At 68.5% G+C, this 18370-nt stretch carries 14 protein-coding genes; 4 read left to right on the top strand and 10 right to left on the bottom strand.

Features of this window, described 5'->3' with window-relative positions:
- Positions 1-25 precede the first annotated feature (25 nt).
- Positions 26-6790, bottom strand: a complete 6765-nt coding sequence (locus tag HTA01S_RS11550; protein ID WP_157572069.1) for a beta strand repeat-containing protein — start codon at positions 6788-6790, stop codon at positions 26-28.
- A gap of 492 nt (positions 6791-7282) precedes the next feature.
- Between HTA01S_RS11550 and HTA01S_RS11545 the strand changes: the two genes are divergently transcribed.
- From HTA01S_RS11545 to HTA01S_RS11530, 4 genes are read left to right on the top strand one after another with little or no spacing between them, the layout of a single operon-like run.
- Entirely contained in the window at positions 7283-7828 is a 546-nt protein-coding gene (locus HTA01S_RS11545; RefSeq protein ID WP_068171217.1) for a phage tail protein, read from the top strand.
- Positions 7829-7874: 46 nt separating this feature from the next.
- Complete coding sequence (locus HTA01S_RS11540; protein ID WP_068171213.1) at positions 7875-8405, top strand: phage tail protein; 531 nt, start codon at positions 7875-7877, stop codon at positions 8403-8405.
- Positions 8406-8436: 31 nt separating this feature from the next.
- Positions 8437-8976 carry a phage tail protein gene (locus HTA01S_RS11535; protein WP_068171210.1) on the top strand — a complete coding sequence of 180 codons (540 nt, stop codon included), beginning with the start codon at positions 8437-8439 and terminating at the stop codon, positions 8974-8976.
- A 1-nt stretch (position 8977) separates the two neighbouring features.
- On the top strand, positions 8978-9550 hold the full coding sequence (locus HTA01S_RS11530; RefSeq protein WP_218017342.1) for a GNAT family N-acetyltransferase: 573 nt from the start codon (positions 8978-8980) through the stop codon (positions 9548-9550).
- Here HTA01S_RS11530 and HTA01S_RS11525 read toward each other — a convergent pair.
- From HTA01S_RS11525 to HTA01S_RS11485, 9 genes are all read right to left on the bottom strand, one after another.
- Positions 9543-9833: a DUF6916 family protein gene (locus HTA01S_RS11525; RefSeq protein WP_068171207.1), complete on the bottom strand. Its 291-nt coding sequence runs from the start codon at positions 9831-9833 to the stop codon at positions 9543-9545. The two genes, HTA01S_RS11530 and HTA01S_RS11525, sit on opposite strands and share 8 nt — an antisense overlap.
- Positions 9834-9939: 106 nt before the next feature.
- On the bottom strand, positions 9940-10422 hold the full coding sequence (locus HTA01S_RS11520; protein ID WP_068171205.1) for a DUF2147 domain-containing protein: 483 nt from the start codon (positions 10420-10422) through the stop codon (positions 9940-9942).
- 16 nt (positions 10423-10438) lie between these two features.
- A complete protein-coding gene (locus HTA01S_RS11515) occupies positions 10439-11875 on the bottom strand; it encodes an aldehyde dehydrogenase family protein (protein ID WP_068171817.1) in 1437 nt (478 codons plus the stop codon).
- A gap of 11 nt (positions 11876-11886) precedes the next feature.
- Entirely contained in the window at positions 11887-12687 is an 801-nt protein-coding gene (locus tag HTA01S_RS11510; protein ID WP_068171203.1) for an SDR family NAD(P)-dependent oxidoreductase, read from the bottom strand.
- A complete protein-coding gene (locus tag HTA01S_RS11505) occupies positions 12684-13856 on the bottom strand; it encodes an MFS transporter (protein WP_068171200.1) in 1173 nt (390 codons plus the stop codon). Before HTA01S_RS11505 ends, HTA01S_RS11510 begins: the two co-directional genes overlap by 4 nt.
- Positions 13857-13877: 21 nt before the next feature.
- On the bottom strand, positions 13878-14510 hold the full coding sequence (locus tag HTA01S_RS11500; RefSeq protein ID WP_068171197.1) for a hypothetical protein: 633 nt from the start codon (positions 14508-14510) through the stop codon (positions 13878-13880).
- A gap of 20 nt (positions 14511-14530) precedes the next feature.
- Positions 14531-16018 (bottom strand): aspartate aminotransferase family protein, encoded by a 1488-nt coding sequence (locus HTA01S_RS11495; RefSeq protein WP_068171195.1) that lies wholly within the window; start codon positions 16016-16018, stop codon positions 14531-14533.
- Positions 16019-16043: 25 nt separating this feature from the next.
- Positions 16044-16685 (bottom strand): class II aldolase/adducin family protein, encoded by a 642-nt coding sequence (locus tag HTA01S_RS11490; protein WP_068171193.1) that lies wholly within the window; start codon positions 16683-16685, stop codon positions 16044-16046.
- Positions 16682-18301, bottom strand: coding sequence for a xylulokinase (locus tag HTA01S_RS11485; RefSeq protein ID WP_068171189.1), 1620 nt, complete (start codon positions 18299-18301; stop codon positions 16682-16684). Before HTA01S_RS11485 ends, HTA01S_RS11490 begins: the two co-directional genes overlap by 4 nt.
- Positions 18302-18370: the final 69 nt, after the last annotated feature.

Raw genomic sequence — 18370 nt, 5'->3', positions numbered from 1 at the left:
CTGGGGGCTGCGGGTTTCGGCGCCATCACTTGGCCGCGGGGGCAACGGCAGGCGTCTGCGTGCCGAACCCGACGCCAAAGTCGAAGCGCACCATCAGGCCCCCCGTGAGGCGGCGCACCAGGGGATTCGCCGTGATCACCCGGGCGCCCGGCGGCAGGCTGACCGGATCGACCTTGAGCACGAAGTTGCGCCCGTGGGCACGTTCCCCGACATCGATGTCTTCCAGGTGGAATCGCCCGTAGCTGTCCGTCTGCACCACCAGGCCTTCGGGGCTGGCCAGACGCACACCGGGAATACCCACTTCGGAGACCCCGTGGTTGGTGATGACGTAGTCGACACGGTGTTTGCCCTCCAGCGGCGTGACCGTGCGCTGCACGCGCAGGTCCTGGAGGTTCAGGCCGGCGGCCACATCGCCCGAGTGTTCGTAGCGCACTTCACCGCTGGGCCTCACGACGATTCGGGTTCCGTCTCCACTGGTGATCACGCTGTCACCGCTGAACACCGGTTCCGTCACCCACTGGCTGATCACCACCCGGCGCAGTGGCACCGTCTCGTCGTCGCCCTCGCGCCCACGGACCGTGCCGATGCGGATGCCGTGCAACAGCGGCGCGTTCGCGTCCGGTTCGGGCTGCGCGCCCTGCCCGCGGTCCACCGTGGTGGAGCCAGCCACGTACACCGCCGGATCGATGCCGCCCTGGATGCGCACATCCTGCGCGTCGGCGCTGTCCTGCCAGCCATCGCCGTCCTGGTCGATGAACACCTTGCCGATGATGGAGGTCTCATCGGCATCGGCGTCAGCGATCACCACCACCACGGCCTTGGCCGTGTTGCCGACCTTCCCGCCCTCGGGATCGGCCGTTCTGCCGGCCTTCCCGACCACGAGGAACGGATCGGCCGTGTTGACGGCCTCGCCCCGGCGCGCGTTAGCGCCCACCCGCATCAGGTAGCTGATGTACGCCCGGCCGTTGCCCGCCAGGTCGATCTGGCCCAGGGTGATCGGGCCGGTCCCGTCGACCGAGCCGTGCGTGTCCTCGTCCTGGAAGCGCACGCTGCCCGGCACCAGACTGAAGCCCTGTGGCGGCGTGTCCACGATCCGCAGGCCGTCCACCTCGCCGTCGTTCTCGGTGAGGTTGTCCACCTGCAGGGTGTAGGACACGAAGTCGCCCACGCGGACCTGCTTCGTCTGCGCCGTCTTGATGACCCGGACCTGCACCTGGCACTGCTTGACCGTCACCACGATCCGGGCGCTGTCGCAGTTGTTCGACACGCTGCGCTGGCAGATCCTGTATCCGATGACGTAGGTGCCCCCTGGCGTGCCGGCCGGCACCTTCACCTCACCCGTGGCCGTGTTGAGCACGGGCACGGGCTTGCCCGGCTTGGCGGGCTTGGCCGCGGAGGTCACCGTGCCCAGCACGTCGGCGGCACGGATGGGGCGGCCGTTCAGGGTGTCGTTCTTGTAGGCGTTGCCCACCACCACGTCCGATTTCGGGCACATGACCTCGCCGAAGTCATCGTCCTTGGCCCGTATCACGGCGGGGACCACCTCCGTCGTCAGCGTGACGCGGCACTGGGCCTCCTGGCTGCCCGAGGCGCACATGTTGTCCGTGACCGTGGCCACGTTCACCACCCGGCGCGCCCGCACGTCGGCCGCGGTGACCGTGTAGGTGCCCTGGAGCACACAGGTCTGGCCCGGCAGCACGCTGGCACAGACCACATTGCCGGGGTTGATCAACGGATCGCTGATCACCACGTCGGTGAGCGCCACGAAGCCCGAATTGCCCACGGTGATGCGGTAGGTCAGGGTGTCGTTCATCGACACCTGGCCGTTGCCGTCCTGGTCCGCGTTGCTCACCAACTCTTTCACCAGGGTCTGGCTCGGGTTCGCCGTGACCGCCATGGCAAAGCTGCGGCTCGACACCTGGCTGTTGGCGTCGGTGGCGGCCACGGTGAAGTTGAAGGCACCCACCTGCGTGGCGGTGCCCGACAGCAAGCCGGCGGCGCTCAGGCTCAGGCCCGCGGGCAGCGCGCCCCCGGTCAGCGCGAAGCTGTAGGGCGCCACGCCGCCGGTGGCGGTGATGAGCTGGCTGTAGGCCTCCCCGGCCACCGGCTCGGGCAGCGTGGCCGGCGCCATCACGATGGTCGGCACGGCCACTTCCACCACGTAGTTCTGCGCGACCGCGAAGGGCGACCCCACGCCGGTCAGCACACTGTCGGTCGACGTGACCGTGACCGGATAGCTTCCCGGCGCTGTCGGCGTGCCCGAGAGTGTGCTGCCGCTGAAGTTCAGGCCCGTTGGCAGAGCGCCGGTCAGCACGTAGGTATGCGGGCCCGGGCTGCCGCTGGTGGTGAAGCTCTGCGTGTAGGCGCTGCCATAAGGGGCCGTCAGCGTGCCGGCGGCGGGTGACACCGTCAGCGTCGGTGCGCCGACGACCAGGGTGTAGGCGCGGCTGCCGACCTGGCTGAAGCTGTCGGTCGTGGTGACCGTGAAGTTGAAGCTGCCGACCTCGGTCGCCGTGCCCGTGAGCGCGCCCCCGCTGCCCAGGGTGAGGCCCGCGGGCAGGCTGCCGCTGGAGAGGGCGAAGCTGTAGGGCGCGATGCCCCCGCTGGCCGTGAGGGTCTGGCTGTAGGCCACACCTGGGGTGGGGTTCGGCAGCGTCGCCGGGTTGACCACGACGGTCGGCGCGGCCACCTCGATGGTGTAGTTCTGCGTGATCGAGAACGGCGCGCCGGTGCCGGTCAGGCCAGAGTCGACCATCATGATGCTGATGTTGAAGCTGCCCAACTGCGTCGGCGTGCCCGAGATCGTGTAGCCGCTGATGGTCAGGCCCGTCGGCAGTGAGCCGATCATCACCCGGTTGTATGGGCCCGGGCTGCCGCTGACGACGAAGGTCTGGCTGAAAGGCACGCCATAGGGCGCATTGAGGGTGCCCGGGGGCGGCGTCATGGTCAGCGTGGGCGCACCCACCACCAGTGTGTAGGCGCGGCTGCCGGTCTGGCTGTTGGCGTCGGTCGCGGTCACGGTGAAGTTGAAGCTGCCGGCCTCGGTCGGCGTGCCGCTCAGCGCGCCCCCCGTGGTCAGGGTCAGGCCGGTGGGCAGACTGCCGGCACTCAGGGAGAAGCCGTAGGCGGCCACGCCACCGCTGGCGCTGAGGGTCTGGCTGTAGGCCGTGCCGGCGGTGGCGCCCGGCAGGGTGGCCGGACTCACCACGATGGCCGCAGCGGCAACCGTCAGCGTGTAGTTCTGCGCGATCGAGAACGGCGCACCGGTGCCGGTGGAGCCGGTGTCGGTGGCTGTGATGGTGAAGTTGGTGCTGCCCGGCACGGTGGGTGTACCCGAGACGGTGTTGCCCGAGAAGCTCACGCCGCTCGGCAGGGAGCCCGCCGTCATGGCGTAGCTGTACGGCCCGGTGCCGCCGCTGGCCGTGAAGCTCTGGCTGTAGGGCGAGGCGTAGGGCGTGTTGAAGGTGGTGGCGGCCGGGGTCAGGGCCAGACCCGGCGCGGCCACGCTCAGCACGAAGGCCTGGCCGACCGTGTACGGGCCGTTACCGGTGCTGCTGTCGGTGGCGAAAACGTTGAGCGTGAAGCTGCCGGCCTGGGTCGGGGTGCCGGAGACGGTGACGCTGTTGGCCGTGGTGCCGGTGATCGACAGACCCGCCGGCAGGTTGGTCACCTGGAAGCCGCTCCAGGGCTGCGCCCCCCCGTTCCAGGTGAAGGTCTGGGTGTACGGAGCGCCGACGGTGGCGGCGAACCCGCCACTGGGGGTGATGGTGATGACCGGATCGTTCACCGTGACGGTGACCGTGGCCGGCGCCGAGGTGCCGCCGCTGTTGGTCGCCGTGTAGGTGAAGCTGTCGGGGCCGGCGTAGCCGGTGGTCGGCTGGTAGGTGATGCTGGTGCCGCCGGCGATGGCCGTGCCATGGCTCGGAGCGGTGCCCACGGCCACCGAGGTCGCCGCGCCACCGGTGATGTTGAGCGTGACCGGCGTGGCGGCCGCGTTGTAGGCCACGGTGAGCGACACCGCGTTGGCCACCGGCGGAATGTCGATCACGGTGATCGCATACGCCTGGGTCGCGGTGTACGGGCCGGTGCCCGTGCTGCTGTCGGTCGCGGTAATGCTGAAATTGAAGGTACCCGGCGCGCTGGGGGTGCCGGTGATGGCGCCGCTCGCGGCGTTGAGGGTGAGGCCGCCCGGCAGTGCGCCGGCGGTGACCGCGTAGCTGTATGGCGCCGTGCCGCCCGAGGCCGCCGTGATGCTGTCTGCGTAGGCCGTGCCGACCGTGCCACCGGCCAGACTGGTCGCCGGCAGGACGATGGTGGGCGGGGTCACCACGAGCGTGTAGGCACGACTGCCTGCGAACGGGCCCGGGAAGGGGCTGCTGTCGGTGGCGGTGGCGGTGAAGTTGAAAGTGCCGCCGGCCGTCGGCGTGCCGCTGAGCACGCCCCCCGAGGACAGGCTCAGGCCCGCGGGCAAGGCGCCTGCCGTCACCCCGAAGCTGTACGGCGACACGCCGCCGCTGGCGGTGAGGGTCTGGCTGTAGGCCACGGTGACCGCGCCGTTGGGCAGTGTGCTCGGGCTGACGCTCACCGGCACGTCGTCGTTGGTGATGGTGCCGACGCCCTGGTTGTCAGCGATGGTGGCGTTGGTCGCGCCACTGAGGTTGACGAAGAAGGTTTCGTTGGCCTCGGGCACGGTTTCGCCCGCCACCTGCACCGTGATGGTCTGCGTGGTCTGGCCCGGGGTGAAGGTCAGCGTGCCGCTGGCGCTGGTGTAGTCGGCCGGCTGTGTGGCGGTACCGTCGGCGGTGGCGTAGTTGACGCTGACGGTCTGGCCACTGGCCGCACTCAGGGTGACGGTGAAGACGGCATTGGTGGTGCCACTGTTGCCCTCGACCACGGTGACATCGTTGATGGACAGGCTCGGCAGCGGATCGTCGTTGACGATGGTGCCCAGGCCCTGGGCGTCCGCGACGACGGCGTTGACCACGTTGGTGACGTTGACGAAGAAGGTTTCGCTGGGCTCGTTGAGCGTGTCGCCGTTGATCAACACGGTGAAGGTGTACGTGCTGCTGCCGGCCAGGATGGTCTGGCCGGTCAGACTGTTGGCGACGTAATCGACGCCCGCCGTGGCGGTGCCGTTGGCGGTGGCGATGTCGAAGGTCACACCACCCGGGCCGGCCGGCTCGCTGAGGCTCACCGTGAACGTGGCGTTGGTGGTGCCGGCGTTGCCTTCGGCCAGCGTCACGTCGTTGATGGTCAGCGTCGGCAGGTCGTCATTGAGGATCGTGCCGGTGGCGCTGGTCGGCACACCCACCGTGTAGCCCGTGCCGGCCGCGAGGGTGAGGCTCACCGTTTCGTCGGTTTCGATGGTGGTGTCAGCGGTCGGGTCGACCGTGATGGTGCCGGTGGTGTTGCCCGCCGGGATGACCAACGGTGAGGTCACGGCCGCGTAGTCGGTGCCGGAGGTGGCAGTGCCGCCCACGGTGTAGTTGACCGACAGCGCGGAGAACGAGGCCTGGTTCAGGGTGACGGTGTAGACCAGATTGCTCGCACCGTCTTCGGCCACGCTGGCCGGCGCCACCGCGATGGAGGCCGTGGGCACATCGTCGTTGAGGATGGTGCCCGTGGCGCTGGCGGGCGCCCCCACGGTGTAGCCGGTGCCGGCGGCGACGGTCAGGGTGACGGTTTCATCGGTCTCGACCGTGCCGTCGACCGTGGGGTTGATGGTGATGGTGGCCGTGGTCGCACCGCCGGGGATACTGACGGTGGCGACACCGCCGGTGTAGTCCACGCCCGAGGTGGCGGTGCCACTGGTGGTGATGTTGACCACCGTCGCCGAGGCCAGGTTCAGGCTGCGGGTGACGGTGTAGACGAGGTTGGTCGCGCCGTCTTCGGACACGCTGGCTGGGGAAACCGCGATCGACACCGACGGCGGCGGGCTGACGTTGAGCGTGAAGGATTCAAGCTCGAAATAGCTGCCCGGGCCGGTGCTGGCGTCGGTGACGCGCAGCGTGACCGGGTAGGCGCCGGTCGCGGCGGCCGTGGTGCCGCTGATCACACCAGCGCTGGAGATCGAGATGCCCGCCGGGAAGCTGCCGGTTTCGAGCAGGTAGGAATGGGGTGCGACGCCACCGATGGCGGTCAGGGTCTGGGAGAACGCCACACTCTGGATGGCGGTGGCGCTGGTCGGCGTGATGGACAGTGTGGGGTTCTCCACCGTGCCGGTGTAGCCCTTGTCCACGAAATCGGCGACGCTGTCGGTAGAGCGGACGGTGAAGCTGTAGCTGCCGCGCTCGGTCGGCGTGCCGCTGAGCACCCCGGCACCAGACAGGCTGAGGCCGACCGGCAAGGTGCCGGATTGCAAGGTGTAGGTGTAAGGCGCGGTGCCGCCGCTGGAGGTGAGGGTCTGCGAGAACGGCGTGCCGGCGGTCAGGGTCGGCAGCGACGCCGGGGACACCACGATGGCCGAGGCTGGCGGGCTGATGGTGACGTTGAAAGTCAGCAAGTCACCGTTTTCATCTTCCAGCTTGAAGGTGTCGGTGGTGGTTGCGCTGCCATTGTGGGTGTAGGTGACCGTTTGATTGCCAGGCCCGGATTGCGGGCCAAGAATCGCGGTGCCATTCACCGGCAGGTCGGGCGCGAAAGGCCCACCCATCCCGAAATTGAACGGACCATCACAATTGATCAGATCGATCGAGGTCACCGACCCGCCATTGCTCACCGAGAGGTTTTGCGTAGGGCAGTAGGGCGACACCCCCTGGGCCATCGCCAGACTCGGCAGGCACAACGCCATGGAAAGCCAGATCCATCGCGTCAGTGACAGCGACCAAGTGCGCAAGCAGCGCACCCACGACGACGCATCCAGATTCAGAAATCCTGCCGGCATTATTTGCACCTCCCTCACAGTCGTTTCGACCTGAGCTGTTGATTTGATCGGTGCACGAAAATGCCCGTCAGTCCGGTCAGTATAGTTACAGCGGGCTACACAAAAAGTGGTGAATTGGCGACAGCCGCCCTCGTTTTTGCCATTTTTTTGGACGCCTTCCGTGAGGATTTTTACGGAAGAACCGCCCGCCCAGACAGCCGGCTGACCGCCCCCCGGCAAGGCGTCACCCATGGCAAGACCCCGGCAGGACGATGTCCCCGGAAAACTGGGGCACAACCCGGCGGCCATGCCGACATGGACGCCTGGCACGGCCTTGCCTCGTTCGCTCAAAGCACACAGAATGTAACGAGGCGACGCGGCATCTGCGCCAGCCACCAACCACCACAAGGGGGGACTGAAGTGAGCGATTTCTTCATTGGCCAGGTCATGATGACCGGCTTCAATTTCGCGCCGAAATTCTGGGCGCAATGCAACGGCCAGTTGCTGCCGATCAGCCAGAACCAGGCGCTGTTCTCACTGCTGGGAACGCAGTTCGGGGGCAACGGCACCACCAACTTCGCCCTGCCTGACCTGCGCGGACGCTCACCCGTGGGTTATGCCAGCTCGGTGGACCCGAGTTGGCAACCCCCCGCGGTGCAGATGGGCCAGACGGGCGGCGCCGAGAACGTCACGCTGCTGTCGACCAACCTGCCGGCGCACACCCACACCATGGCGGCGTCGACCGCGGCGGGCGACAACCGCACCCCCGTGAACGGTCTGCTGGCCACCAGCACCAACTCCGCGACGGCGGCCAACCTGTACGCGCCCTCGAACGGTGCGCTGGTGGCAATGAACACCCAGTCGGTGGCGACGGCCGGCGGCAACCAGCCGCACCCGAACCTCCAGCCCTACACCGCGATCAATTTCTGCATCGCGCTCAGCGGCATCTTCCCCTCGCGCGACTGACGGCCTGACCCCAGGGCCCCTGACAGATCATTCGGAGTACCGTTTCATGTCCACACCTTATATCGGCGAAATTCGCATGTTCGGCTTCGGCCGCACCCCCATCGGCTGGCAGGCCTGCGACGGCAGCCTGCTGTCGATCTCCCTCTACGAAACCCTGTTCGTCCTCATCGGCACCACCTACGGTGGCGATGGCCAGAGCACCTTCGCCGTGCCCGACCTGCGCGGCCGCCTGCCCATCCACCAGGGCCAGGGCCCGGGGCTGAGCAACTACGTCATTGGCCAGATGGCCGGTACCGAAAACGTGACGCTGCTGACGACCCAGATGCCAACGCACACGCACACCATGGTCGCGACCACGGGCGCGGCAACCGCACTGACACCGGGCAGCGCCCTGCTGCCCGGCTCGGTCAGCGGCGACGTCTTCTACGCCACCGATGTCACCGGTGCCACTCCCGCCCCGATGTCCGCGCAATCCACCACCATCGCTGGCGGCTCGCAACCGCACGAAAACACCATGCCCACGCTGACGGTGCAGTACTGCATCGCCACCGAAGGCATCTTCCCGCAGCAGGCCTGAACGCAGAACAACCCCACGAAGGAATCAGATCATGAGCGAACCCTTTATCGGCGAAATCCAGATGTTCGGCTTCTACTTCAACCCGCGCAACTGGGCGTACTGCAACGGCGCCACGCTGCCGATCTCGCAGAACACCGCGCTGTTCGCCCTCATCGGCACCATCTACGGCGGCAACGGGACGACCACGTTCCAGCTGCCCAATTTCGCGGCCCGCGCCGGCTGTGAACAAGGCCAGAGTCCGGGGCTCAGCGACAGGGCGCTGGGCGAGACCTTCGGCGTCAGTAGCGTCAACCTCATCAGCACTGAAATCCCGGTGCACAACCACGGCGTCAACGCGTTCGCCCAATCCGATCGCGCCAAAAAGAGTGGCACGCCTGGCAACAACAGCGCGCTCTCCACGCTGGGCAGCAATACCGCGAGACCGTTCAATGATGCGTCCCCCAGCACCACCTTTGCCCCGAACATGATCTCGCCGAACCAGGGCGGTGGTTTCCCGCATGAAAACCAGCAACCGTATCTCGGCGTGAATTTCTGCATCGCGCTGCAGGGTGTCTTCCCCGCCTTCCCCTGACGTGGCAACCGCCACCCTGCAAGGCCTGGCGCCGTTCCCGCCGGAACGCGCCGGGCACCTGCCCGAACCCGCGCTCTTCACCGAGCGCGGGTTTTCTTTGCGCGCACTGCGCGATGCGGACCTGCCCTGGCTATGCGATCTCTATGCCAGCACGCGCAGCGACGAGATGGCCCTGGTGCCGTGGCCGGACCCGGTCAAACGACAGTTCATCGAACAGCAGTTCACGCTGCAGCACCGGCACTATCTGGCGCACTACCCCGAGGCCTGTTTCTGGGCCATCGAACACCGGCACGGCGGTGCGGCGGGCAACTGCTATCTGCTGCGCACGCCACCCGAGCACCTGATCATCCACATCAGCCTGTTTCCAGACCTGCGCAAGGGCGGGCTGGGTTCGGCGCTGATCCGGCAATGCCAGGCCGATGCGGCGGCCGTGGGATGTGGTGTACGCCTGCACGTGCTGCAGACCAACACCGGGGCCCGCCAGCTCTACGAACGCCTGGGGTTTGTCGCCGAAGACGGCGAGGGCTCGCACCTGCTGATGCGCTGGACGCCCCGAGAGACGCCGCTCAGTTGAACACCGCCTGGTACAGGAAGCCGGCCTTCTCGTACGCGATGGGCACCAGAAAGATGCCCACCTCGCCCACCCGCGGGTGGTGCATCGGGTAGATTTTCTGCGGGAACACCACGGCGGCGGTGTTGCGGAACAGCAGGGAAAACGGCTGGCGCACCGGGTGGGTCGCACCGTTCCCCAGGGGCCGGGCTTCGACCAGCACGAACTCCAGGCTCACATCGTCCAGCCGGGTGGCGAAAGGCTCGTTCACGCAGCCCGAAAAGTGTTCCAGCGTCAGCAGTTCCATAAAGTGAGGCTCCCTGCCCCACACACAGAGCAGCCGTTCATTATCGCCGCAGGGCACGCCCGTCACGGGCGCCGAGACGCGCGTGGCGCGGACCTCCAACCGCGGTTCACCGCCCCGCGCCGTTGACCGATATGGACTCGGGTTTGCGGTCCGCGCAGCCAGGGGGAACCTCCGCCACGCGGGTGAAGATCTCCGTCTCGCCATTGATCTCGCTGCCCACATAGGCGCGCACATGCAGGTTGCCGCCTTTCAAGCGCAGTTTGGCGCTGTAGAACTTGCGCTTGCGGGTGTCGAAGGCCCAGCCCTCGCGCCAGACACCGCCGTCGAACTTCGACGCCTCGAAGACCTTGCGGTTGCAGTCCAGCGAAGTGCTGCGCCGGGGGTTTTTGACTTCGGCATCCCACACGATCACACCGCACAGCGCCGTCGGCGGGGCGTTCTTGTACAGCGGGCAGCGCTGCAACTGAACGATGCCCTCGCCCTGGGCCGTCTTCCAGTAGCCGACGAAGTCGTCCCCGTTGTCCTGCGCCTGCGCGTGGCCCACGCTGGCGCCGATCAACATCCCTGCGAAAACGGTGCTCATCTTCATGGTGTGTTCCTTCTCGTCAGACCCAGCGCAGCGCCCGCACCAGCGCCGCACTGAGCCGGTTCTTGCGCGGGGTGTAAGGCGGGTAGAACAGGCTCAGCACCATCAAACGCCCCGAGGCGAGGCAGGCCCGTTCGTGCGAAAACGCCTTGAAGCCGAACACGCCGTGCGCGCTGCCGATGCCCGAGTGGTTGACACCGCCAAACGGCAGGCCACCGTGGGCGTATTGCTGCACACAGTGGTTGAGGCAGATGCCGCCCGAGCTGGTCTGCGTGGTCACTGCCGCCTGGGTGGGCCGGTGGTGGCTGAACAGGTAGAGCGCCAACGGTTTGGGCTGGGTGTTGATGCGGCGGATCACGTCGTCGATCGAATCGAAGGCCTCGATCGGCAGCACCGGGCCGAAGATTTCCTCGGCGCCGATGCGCGCATCGGCCGGCACGTCGGCCAGCAGCGTCGGCGCCACGTAGCGTGCTGCGGCGTCGTGGCGGCCGCCAGCCAGCAGCGTGGCGCCGCGCGAGAGCGCGTCGTCGATCAAGGCGCCCAGGCGCTCGGTGTGGCGGCGCGTGATCATGCGCGCCAGGTCGGGGCTGGCTTCGACGGCCGCGTCGGTCACACCGTAGCGCGCTGCGATCAGCTCCTGGCATAGGCGAGTGAAGCGGTCTTTGACACTGCGCTGCACGAACACGTGGTCGGGTGCGACACAGGTCTGGCCGGCGTTGGTGAACTTGCCCCACAGGATCAGCTCGGCCGCGCGCTGCAGGTCGGCGGTCTCGTCCACGATCACCGGCGATTTGCCGCCCAGCTCCAGCGTCACCGAAGTCAGGTGCTGCGCGGCCGCGCCCATCACGATCTTGCCCACCGCTGGCGAGCCGGTGAAGAACACATGGTCGAAGGGCAGCACCAGCAGCTGCTGCGCAGTGGCCGCCCCGCCCTGCACCACCGTGACTTCGGCCGGGTCGAACAACTCGGCCACCAGCTCGGCGACGAGCGCGTTGACGTGGGGCGTGAATTCCGAAGGCTTCAGGATCACCGTGTTGCCCGCCGCGATGGCCGACACCAGCGGGCCGAGCAAGGTGTTCACCGGGTAGTTCCAGGGGCCGATGATCAGGCAGCGCCCGCGCGGCTGGTACAGCACCTTCGCGTGCGTGCCCAGCGTGGTGAGCGTGGGCCATACGCGCTGTGGTCGCATCCAGCGTGCCAGGTGCGCAGCCGCATGACGCGCTTCGTCCAGCACCGGCAGCAGCTCGGTCAGGTCGACCTCCAGCGGTGGCTTGCGCAGGTCGGCCGCGAAGGCGGTGTACCAGGCCTCGCGGCGTCTCAGCAGGCCATCGCGCAGCCGCTTGAGTTTGGCCACGCGCTCGCGGGCGGTGGAGCTGCGCAAAGCCAGCGCGGTCGGTGCCTGTTGCTCGAAGAGGCGCTGGAGGGTCTGCGGGTCGGCATCGTCGATGGGGTGCATGGCCAGGTCTTTCACGCGAGGGGCGGAGCGCCCGCCGCTGGCGCGGTCACAGGCGGCAGCTCGTGGCGCAGGATGCGCGTGGTCAGCCGCTTGGGCAGCAGCAGTGCCAGCCGCACCAGCCAGCGCATGGTGAAAGGGAACAGGTAGTCCAGGGGTTCGCGGCGCAGCGCGTGCACGATGTGATCGACGGCCTGCACCTCCGACAGCGCCAGCGGCGCCGGCATGCCGTCGTTAGCGGTGGCCTCGGTAGCGACGAAGCCTGGGTAAATGGAGACGAACCGGATGCCGTAGGGGCCGAACTCGACGCGGCAGGTGTCGATCAGCAGCCGCAGCGCGCCCTTGGCCGCCGAGTACGGGCCTTGCAAGGGAACACCCAGCCAGCCCGCCAGCGAGTTGGTCTGCGCCACCAGGCCACCGCCCTGGCGCACCATCTGGTGCAGCACCGGAAAGAGAACGTTCACCGCCACGTCGTAGTTCGAGCGCATATAGGCCGTGACCTCGCGGGCGTTCATGGCGCGCATGTCGAGCGCCGGTGCACCGCCGGCGTTGAGCACCACCAGGTCGATGCGGCCAAGTTGCCTCACGGTTTCCTGCACCACCTGCTCGGCCGCGGTCGGGTCCTGGGCATCGGCGGCCAGCGCCAGCCCCCGGCCGCCCTGCTGCACGATCTCGGCTACCAGGGCTTCGAGCTTGTCCTTGCGGCGCGCGGTGACGACCACATGCGCGCCCTCACCCGCCAGGCGCAGCGCCAGCACGCGCCCCATGCCCGACGAGGCGCCGACGATCAGCGCCACCTTGCCATCGAAGTTCATCGTGCGCCCTCCATGCGGGTCACAGCACCCGCGCGGCGGCGCGTGAGCAACAGCAGCGCAGCGGCCGCCATCGCAAAGCCGGTGCTGAGCAAGGGCACCCCGCTGGCGTTCTCGGCTTCGATGATGAACGAGGCCGTGAGCGGCCCGAAGGCGCTGCCCAGCAACTGCGCCGCCGGCACCAGCCCGGCCAGGCGGCCGCTGGGGTCGGCACGGAACGCCAGGCCGATGTGGAACGGCAGCATGAACAACCACACAAAGCCGAACAGCGCGCAGGCGAGCGCGAAGTCTCGTGTGCTGCCGGCGGGCAGCTGGTGGATGGTGGCGGTGAGGGCGGCCAGCAGCACCGAGCAGGCCACCAGCGTGGGCACCACGGGCAGGCGGCGCACCGCCAGCGCGGCCACGCTGCCGCCCACCACCTGCATCGCCAGCACGGCGGCGATCAAGGTCTGCGCGGCGCGGGCGTCGAAACCCGCAGCCTTGCCCAAGGGTTCCAGGTAGGCCCAGAACGAACCCAGCGTGGCGAGCTGCAGGAAGACGACGGCCAGCGGCAACAGCGTCGCAGCCGACCAGCGAAAACCCGACACCGCCGGCGGCGCCAGCGGCGTCAGCCGCGCCGGCTGCAGGAAGGCGAGCAGGCAGGGCAGCAACGCCAGCAGGCCCAGCGCCACGAAGCCGCCTGGCCAGCCCCAGCGCGGGATGATGGCGTTGGCCAGCACCGCGCCCAGCAAGGCCTGGGCAAGGGTCTGGGCGACGAAGAAGATGCCGCCCACCCGCGCCGGGCTGGCGGTGCGCACGACCACGCCGGTGGTGCCCCAGATCAGCACGCCCTCGGCGAGGCCGGCGGCCGCGCGCACGCCGGTCATGGCGCCGTCACCCGTGGCCAGCAGCGTGAGCCCGTCCAGGCCGGCGGCGCACAGCGCGGCCACGATGGTGATCAGCCGCAGCCGCGCACCGGGCAAGAGCGCGTCGCCAAGCACCACGCCGAGGCCGAGCATGATGATCTCGGCCATCGCCACGATGCCCACGCCCTCCAGGCTGACCTGCCGGGCTTCGACGAGCTCCCCGAGCAGGATGGGCTGCACGCCCACCATGAGCACGGCGATGGTGCCGATGGCCAATGCGGCAGCCACCTGTGCCGGGAACATCTTCAGATCGTGGTGGGGTGACATGGGATGCCCTTCGTGGTGGATTCAGTAGCCCTTGCTTTCCTCGGGCAGTTGGCCCTGCAGGAAACGCGCCAAGGCGCGCTGCTCGTCTTTGGCCAGCCGCCGGTTGGCGACCAGGCGCACGATCCAGGGCAAGGCACGCACACGCCCGCCACCGGCCACGGCCAGCACATAGGCCTTGGCGCACTTCTCGAACAGCTCGGCATTGAGCGCTAGGCGCATGGCGGTCATGCCCAGGCAGACCGGGCGACCCTGCACCAGCAGCACGTTGCCGCGGCCGTGCAAGGCCGTGGCCGCCTCGCTGGCGTCCGCGCTGGCCGGCCCCATCGGGCCCAGGTGGCGCGCCTGCTCGTCGAACACCTGCGGCATGGCGCCGCCGAAGTCCGCAAGGCAGCGACCGAAGGCCCCGCCGCCCACCACAATGGCGCCCGCGTCGCCGCGCGCGGCATAGGCTGCGGCATGTACCTCGGCGTGGTGCGGCGCGGCCCGCCACGGCATGCGCTGCGGCGTGGTGTCGGATGCGAGACCGAACCACATCGCCTCACTGCCGGGGATGCGCAGCGACAGGCTCGCGCCCTCACCGTCCAGCAGGCGCTTGGCCTGCAGCCGATCGCGCAACTCGGGCCAGTGCGCGCGCAGGTTTTCTTCGGTGTTCATGGCGAATGACCCTTGGCCTCTTAGACCAGCTTGAAGACGTCTTCGAAGCGGTTCAGCGCATCGTCGATCACGGCGTCGGTGTCGGCCAGGCTGGTGTAGATGCGGCTGCCAGCCAGCGTGATGAGACCGTGCGCGGTGTAGGCCGCGCCCATCTCTTCCATCATGTGTTTGCGGCGCTTGGCTTCGTCCTTGACCTTGAAGAGCTTCCACAAGCTGCTCGTATCCAGCAGCAGCACGCCCGAGGTCTGCAGGTGCACGATGGAGCCCATGTTGTAGGTCACGTAGGGCAGCCCCAGCCGGTTGATGATCTCCTCCAGCCCCTGGCGCAGGCGGTCACCGGCACGACCGGCCACGCCCGCGGCGTCGGTGCGCTGCGCCTCCAGCAGCGCGTAGTAGCCGGCTACACACGACAGCGGGTTGGCCGACAAGGTGCCGCCGACGAAAGCCCGCTTGGTGGTCGCGCCGATGCCGCCCACCAGCATCATCATGATGTCCTTGCGGCCACCGATGGCGCCAGCCATGGGGTAGCCGCCGGTCAGGCACTTGCCCAGCACGGTGAGGTCGGGCTTGACATCGAAGTAGGCCTGCGCGCCGCCCATGCCGACGCGGAAACCCGTGACCACCTCGTCGAAGACCATCAACGCGCCGAACTCGTCGCACAGTTTGCGCACCTGGCGGTTGTAGTCGGGGTGCACGGGCCGGGTGCCGCTCTCGGGGCCCAGCGGCTCCAGCAGCACGGCGGCCGTGCCACCGCGCAGACGGTTGATCTGCAGCTTGCGGCGCAGCGCATCCAGGTCGTTCGGGTTGCATTCCTGGGTGTTGCCGGTGGCGCCGCGCGGGATGCCCACGGCCTCCATGCGGCCGGTCTTGGGCAGGCGCATGCCATAGACGACCTGGTCGCTCCAGCCATGGTAGGCGCCACCCACCTTGATGATCCACTTCTTGCCGGTGTAGGCACGCGCCAGGCGCACGGCGCCCATCACGGCCTCGGTGCCCGAGCCCAGCAGTCGCACCATGTCGACCGCGGGCATGGACTGCACCACCAGCTCGGCCAGCTTGACCTCGTACTCGTGCAGCAGGCCGGTGACCGGGCCACAGGTGTCCAGCACCTCGTTGACCTTCTCGCGCACCGCCGGGTGGTTGGAGCCCAGCAGCGTGGGGCCACCGGCCTGCAAGAAATCGATGTAGCGGTTGCCGTCCACGTCGGTCATGTGTGCGCCGTCGGCCTGCGTGATGGCCAGCGGGAACGGGTGGTTGAAGGCCAGGTTGTGCTGCACGCCGCCGGGGATCACGGCCTTGGCCCGTTCGGCCAGGCGCTTCGAGCCCTGGCAGCGCTCGTCGAAGTAGCGCATCACCTGCGGCATCTTGTCGGCGCGGATGGGCCGCATCGGCTGCTTGACCAGCTTGTCGAAGCGACGGTAGAGGCTGTCGACATCGGGCCAGGCCGAGATGGCGGGGCGCGGCGCTTTGGCCGTCGCGGCGGAGTGAACGGAGGCGAGATTGCTCATGGGCTGGGCTCGGGTTGAGGTTGGATCAGGCGGCCAGCGCGTCGGCGACGCGCCGCAGGGCCGGCTGCATGAAGGGCTCCCGCTCGCAACGGGCAGCGATCGCTTGCAGCAGCAGCGTCTTGGACAGGGCTTCGAGGTCTTCCACGGCCTGCAGGGCCGTTTCCGTGCTCGCGCCGCAGCACAGCACGCCGTGGTTGAACATGAGGTAGGCGTTGGTGTCGGGGCGCAGCGCGCGCGCCAGCCTGGACGACAGCCAGCCGCTGCCCGACGGGGCATAACCCACGACCGGGATGCGGCGGCCAAGCAACTGCTGCAACGGGCTGGGCGGCACCTCCAGCGCACGGCCCAGCAGCGCGCAGGCGCTGGCCACCGGCTGGTGGGTGTGGATGCTGGCCTGCACATCGGGCCGCGCACGCAGCACCCGCGCATGCAGGCCACTTTCGACCGACGGCGAGCGCTCGCCCTCGACCTGTTTCAGGTCGGCCAGGCGCAGCACACACACATCGGCCGGGGTCATCGTCAGGTAGTCGGTGGCCGATGGCGTGACGGCAATGTGCGTCGCGTCGATGCGCAGCGCGATGTTGCCGCCGGTGCCCGAGAAGTGGCCGCGGTGCGAGAGTTCGACGCAGAGCTCGACGACGGTCTGGCGGATGTTCAGCGTGGTCATGCGGCGGCTCCCTGCGGTGCGTTGAGTCGGTGGTAGAGCGGCGCCAGGCGGGCGCGCACTTCCTTGAAGGTTTCGAACTGGTCGCTGTACTGGCGGCGCAGCGCGCTGGAGGGCTCGTAGATGGCATGCGCCCGCCGCAGATGACCCAGGTCGGTGATGGTCAGGGCACCGATGCCGACGGCAGCGATGAAGGTCGTGCCGATGACGTTGGTCTGGATCGGGTTGTCGACCTGGCGGATCGGCTGTCCGGTGACGTCGGCCAGGATCTGGCACCACACGTCGGACTGGGCGCCGCCGCCCACGGCGGTGATGGTCCCGGCGTTGCGCCCGAGCAAGCGCGCAAACGGCTCCAGCATCCAGCGCGTGTTCAGCGCCACGCCTTCGAGAAAGGCGCGGAAGATGTCTTCGCGGGTGTGCTCCAGCGACATGTTGAACAGGCCCGCGCGCAGGAGCGGGTCGTCCACCGGCGTGCGTTCCCCGAGCAGCCATGGGGTGTAGATCAGGCCCCTGGCGCCCGGTGGCACGCGGGCGGCGATCTTGCTGAGCATCTCGTAGACGGCGGGGTGCTCCTCGTCGCTGGCGAGTTCGTCTGGGTGGTACAAGATGCGGTCGCGCAGGAACGAGAGGTTGGCCCCGGCCGTGGACTGCAAGGCCATCGCCAGGTAGCGCCCGTCGATGGCGCAGGGGATGGCGGCGATCTTGTGGCGCACGTCGGTTTTCATGAACGGAATGTGTGCGCCCAACCAGGAAGAGGTGCCCAGGTACAGGTGGGTCTCGAAGTCGTTCACGGCCGCACCCACCGCAACTGCGGAGTTGTCCACCGCGCCCGCGACCACCACCGTTTGCGGGTCCAGGCCCAGGGCCTGCACCACCTCGGGCAACAACGGTCCCAACACGTCGGTCGAGTGCACGAGTTCGGGCAGCTTGGCGGCGTCGATGCCCAGCAGGCGGATCAGGCCCGCGTCGTAGTGGATCTGGTGCGGATTGCGGTTGTCGGTGACCCACGCGGTGACGGCCGAATCCTGCGTGGCGCAGAAGCGCCCGGACAGCCGCAGGTTCATGTAGTCCAGCACGTTGAGGAACTTGTGGGTGCGCTCGTAGCGCTCAGGCTCTTCATCGCGGAGGTAGACCATGTGACCGGCCGAGTCGCGCCCCGAGAGCGAGGGCGCGCCGCCGGTCAACCGAAGCCAGCGCCACAGCTTGAGCGGTCCGTAGCCCTCGATGCTCAGGCCACGCCCGCGCACACGGCGCGCCATCGCCGCCGCGCCGCGCGCGTCCAGCCAGGTCAGCGCGCGCCCGATCGCCTGGCCATTGCGATCCACGCACACCGTGCCTTCGGTCTGGGTGGAGCAGCACACCGCGACCACGCGGCTGCGCAGGCCGGCATCGGCACCGAGGATTTCGTCGGCGCTGTCCAGAAAGGCCTTCCACCAGTCCTGCGGCTCCTGCTCGGCCAGCGCGCCCTGCACATGCAGCTGGACCGCCCGGAACGCCCAGGCCTGCACCGTGCCATCCAGCGACACCAGGGCGCATTTGCAGCCGGAGGTGCCCAGGTCCACCGCGAGCACGAGGCGCGCGTCGGCCTGGCCGATGGGTTTGTCGAGCGATGGGTGCATCTCAGTGGCTCCACCGCATGGCGCGCAACCCGCGACGCATGAAGCGGCCCAGCCCAGGGCACCGCCGGG

Source organism: Hydrogenophaga taeniospiralis CCUG 15921 (assembly GCF_001592305.1).
In the GTDB taxonomy this organism is placed as follows: Bacteria; Pseudomonadota; Gammaproteobacteria; order Burkholderiales; family Burkholderiaceae_C; genus Hydrogenophaga; species Hydrogenophaga taeniospiralis.
This window is presented reverse-complemented; position numbering and strand designations above follow the sequence as displayed.

Excerpts from the sequence above, each read along its gene's own strand:
- HTA01S_RS11540 (WP_068171213.1), top strand. The coding sequence starts at position 7,875 with ATGTCCACACCTTATATCGGCGAAATTCGCATGTTCGGCTTCGGCCGC.
- HTA01S_RS11490 (WP_068171193.1), bottom strand. The coding sequence starts at position 16,685 with ATGACCACGCTGAACATCCGCCAGACCGTCGTCGAGCTCTGCGTCGAA.
- HTA01S_RS11535 (WP_068171210.1), top strand. The coding sequence starts at position 8,437 with ATGAGCGAACCCTTTATCGGCGAAATCCAGATGTTCGGCTTCTACTTC.
- HTA01S_RS11525 (WP_068171207.1), bottom strand. The coding sequence starts at position 9,833 with ATGGAACTGCTGACGCTGGAACACTTTTCGGGCTGCGTGAACGAGCCT.
- HTA01S_RS11500 (WP_068171197.1), bottom strand. The coding sequence starts at position 14,510 with ATGAACACCGAAGAAAACCTGCGCGCGCACTGGCCCGAGTTGCGCGAT.
- HTA01S_RS11515 (WP_068171817.1), bottom strand. The coding sequence starts at position 11,875 with ATGCACCCCATCGACGATGCCGACCCGCAGACCCTCCAGCGCCTCTTC.
- HTA01S_RS11520 (WP_068171205.1), bottom strand. The coding sequence starts at position 10,422 with ATGAAGATGAGCACCGTTTTCGCAGGGATGTTGATCGGCGCCAGCGTG.
- HTA01S_RS11505 (WP_068171200.1), bottom strand. The coding sequence starts at position 13,856 with ATGTCACCCCACCACGATCTGAAGATGTTCCCGGCACAGGTGGCTGCC.
- HTA01S_RS11510 (WP_068171203.1), bottom strand. The coding sequence starts at position 12,687 with ATGAACTTCGATGGCAAGGTGGCGCTGATCGTCGGCGCCTCGTCGGGC.
- HTA01S_RS11495 (WP_068171195.1), bottom strand. The coding sequence starts at position 16,018 with ATGAGCAATCTCGCCTCCGTTCACTCCGCCGCGACGGCCAAAGCGCCG.
- HTA01S_RS11550 (WP_157572069.1), bottom strand. The coding sequence starts at position 6,790 with ATGGCGTTGTGCCTGCCGAGTCTGGCGATGGCCCAGGGGGTGTCGCCC.
- HTA01S_RS11485 (WP_068171189.1), bottom strand. The coding sequence starts at position 18,301 with ATGCACCCATCGCTCGACAAACCCATCGGCCAGGCCGACGCGCGCCTC.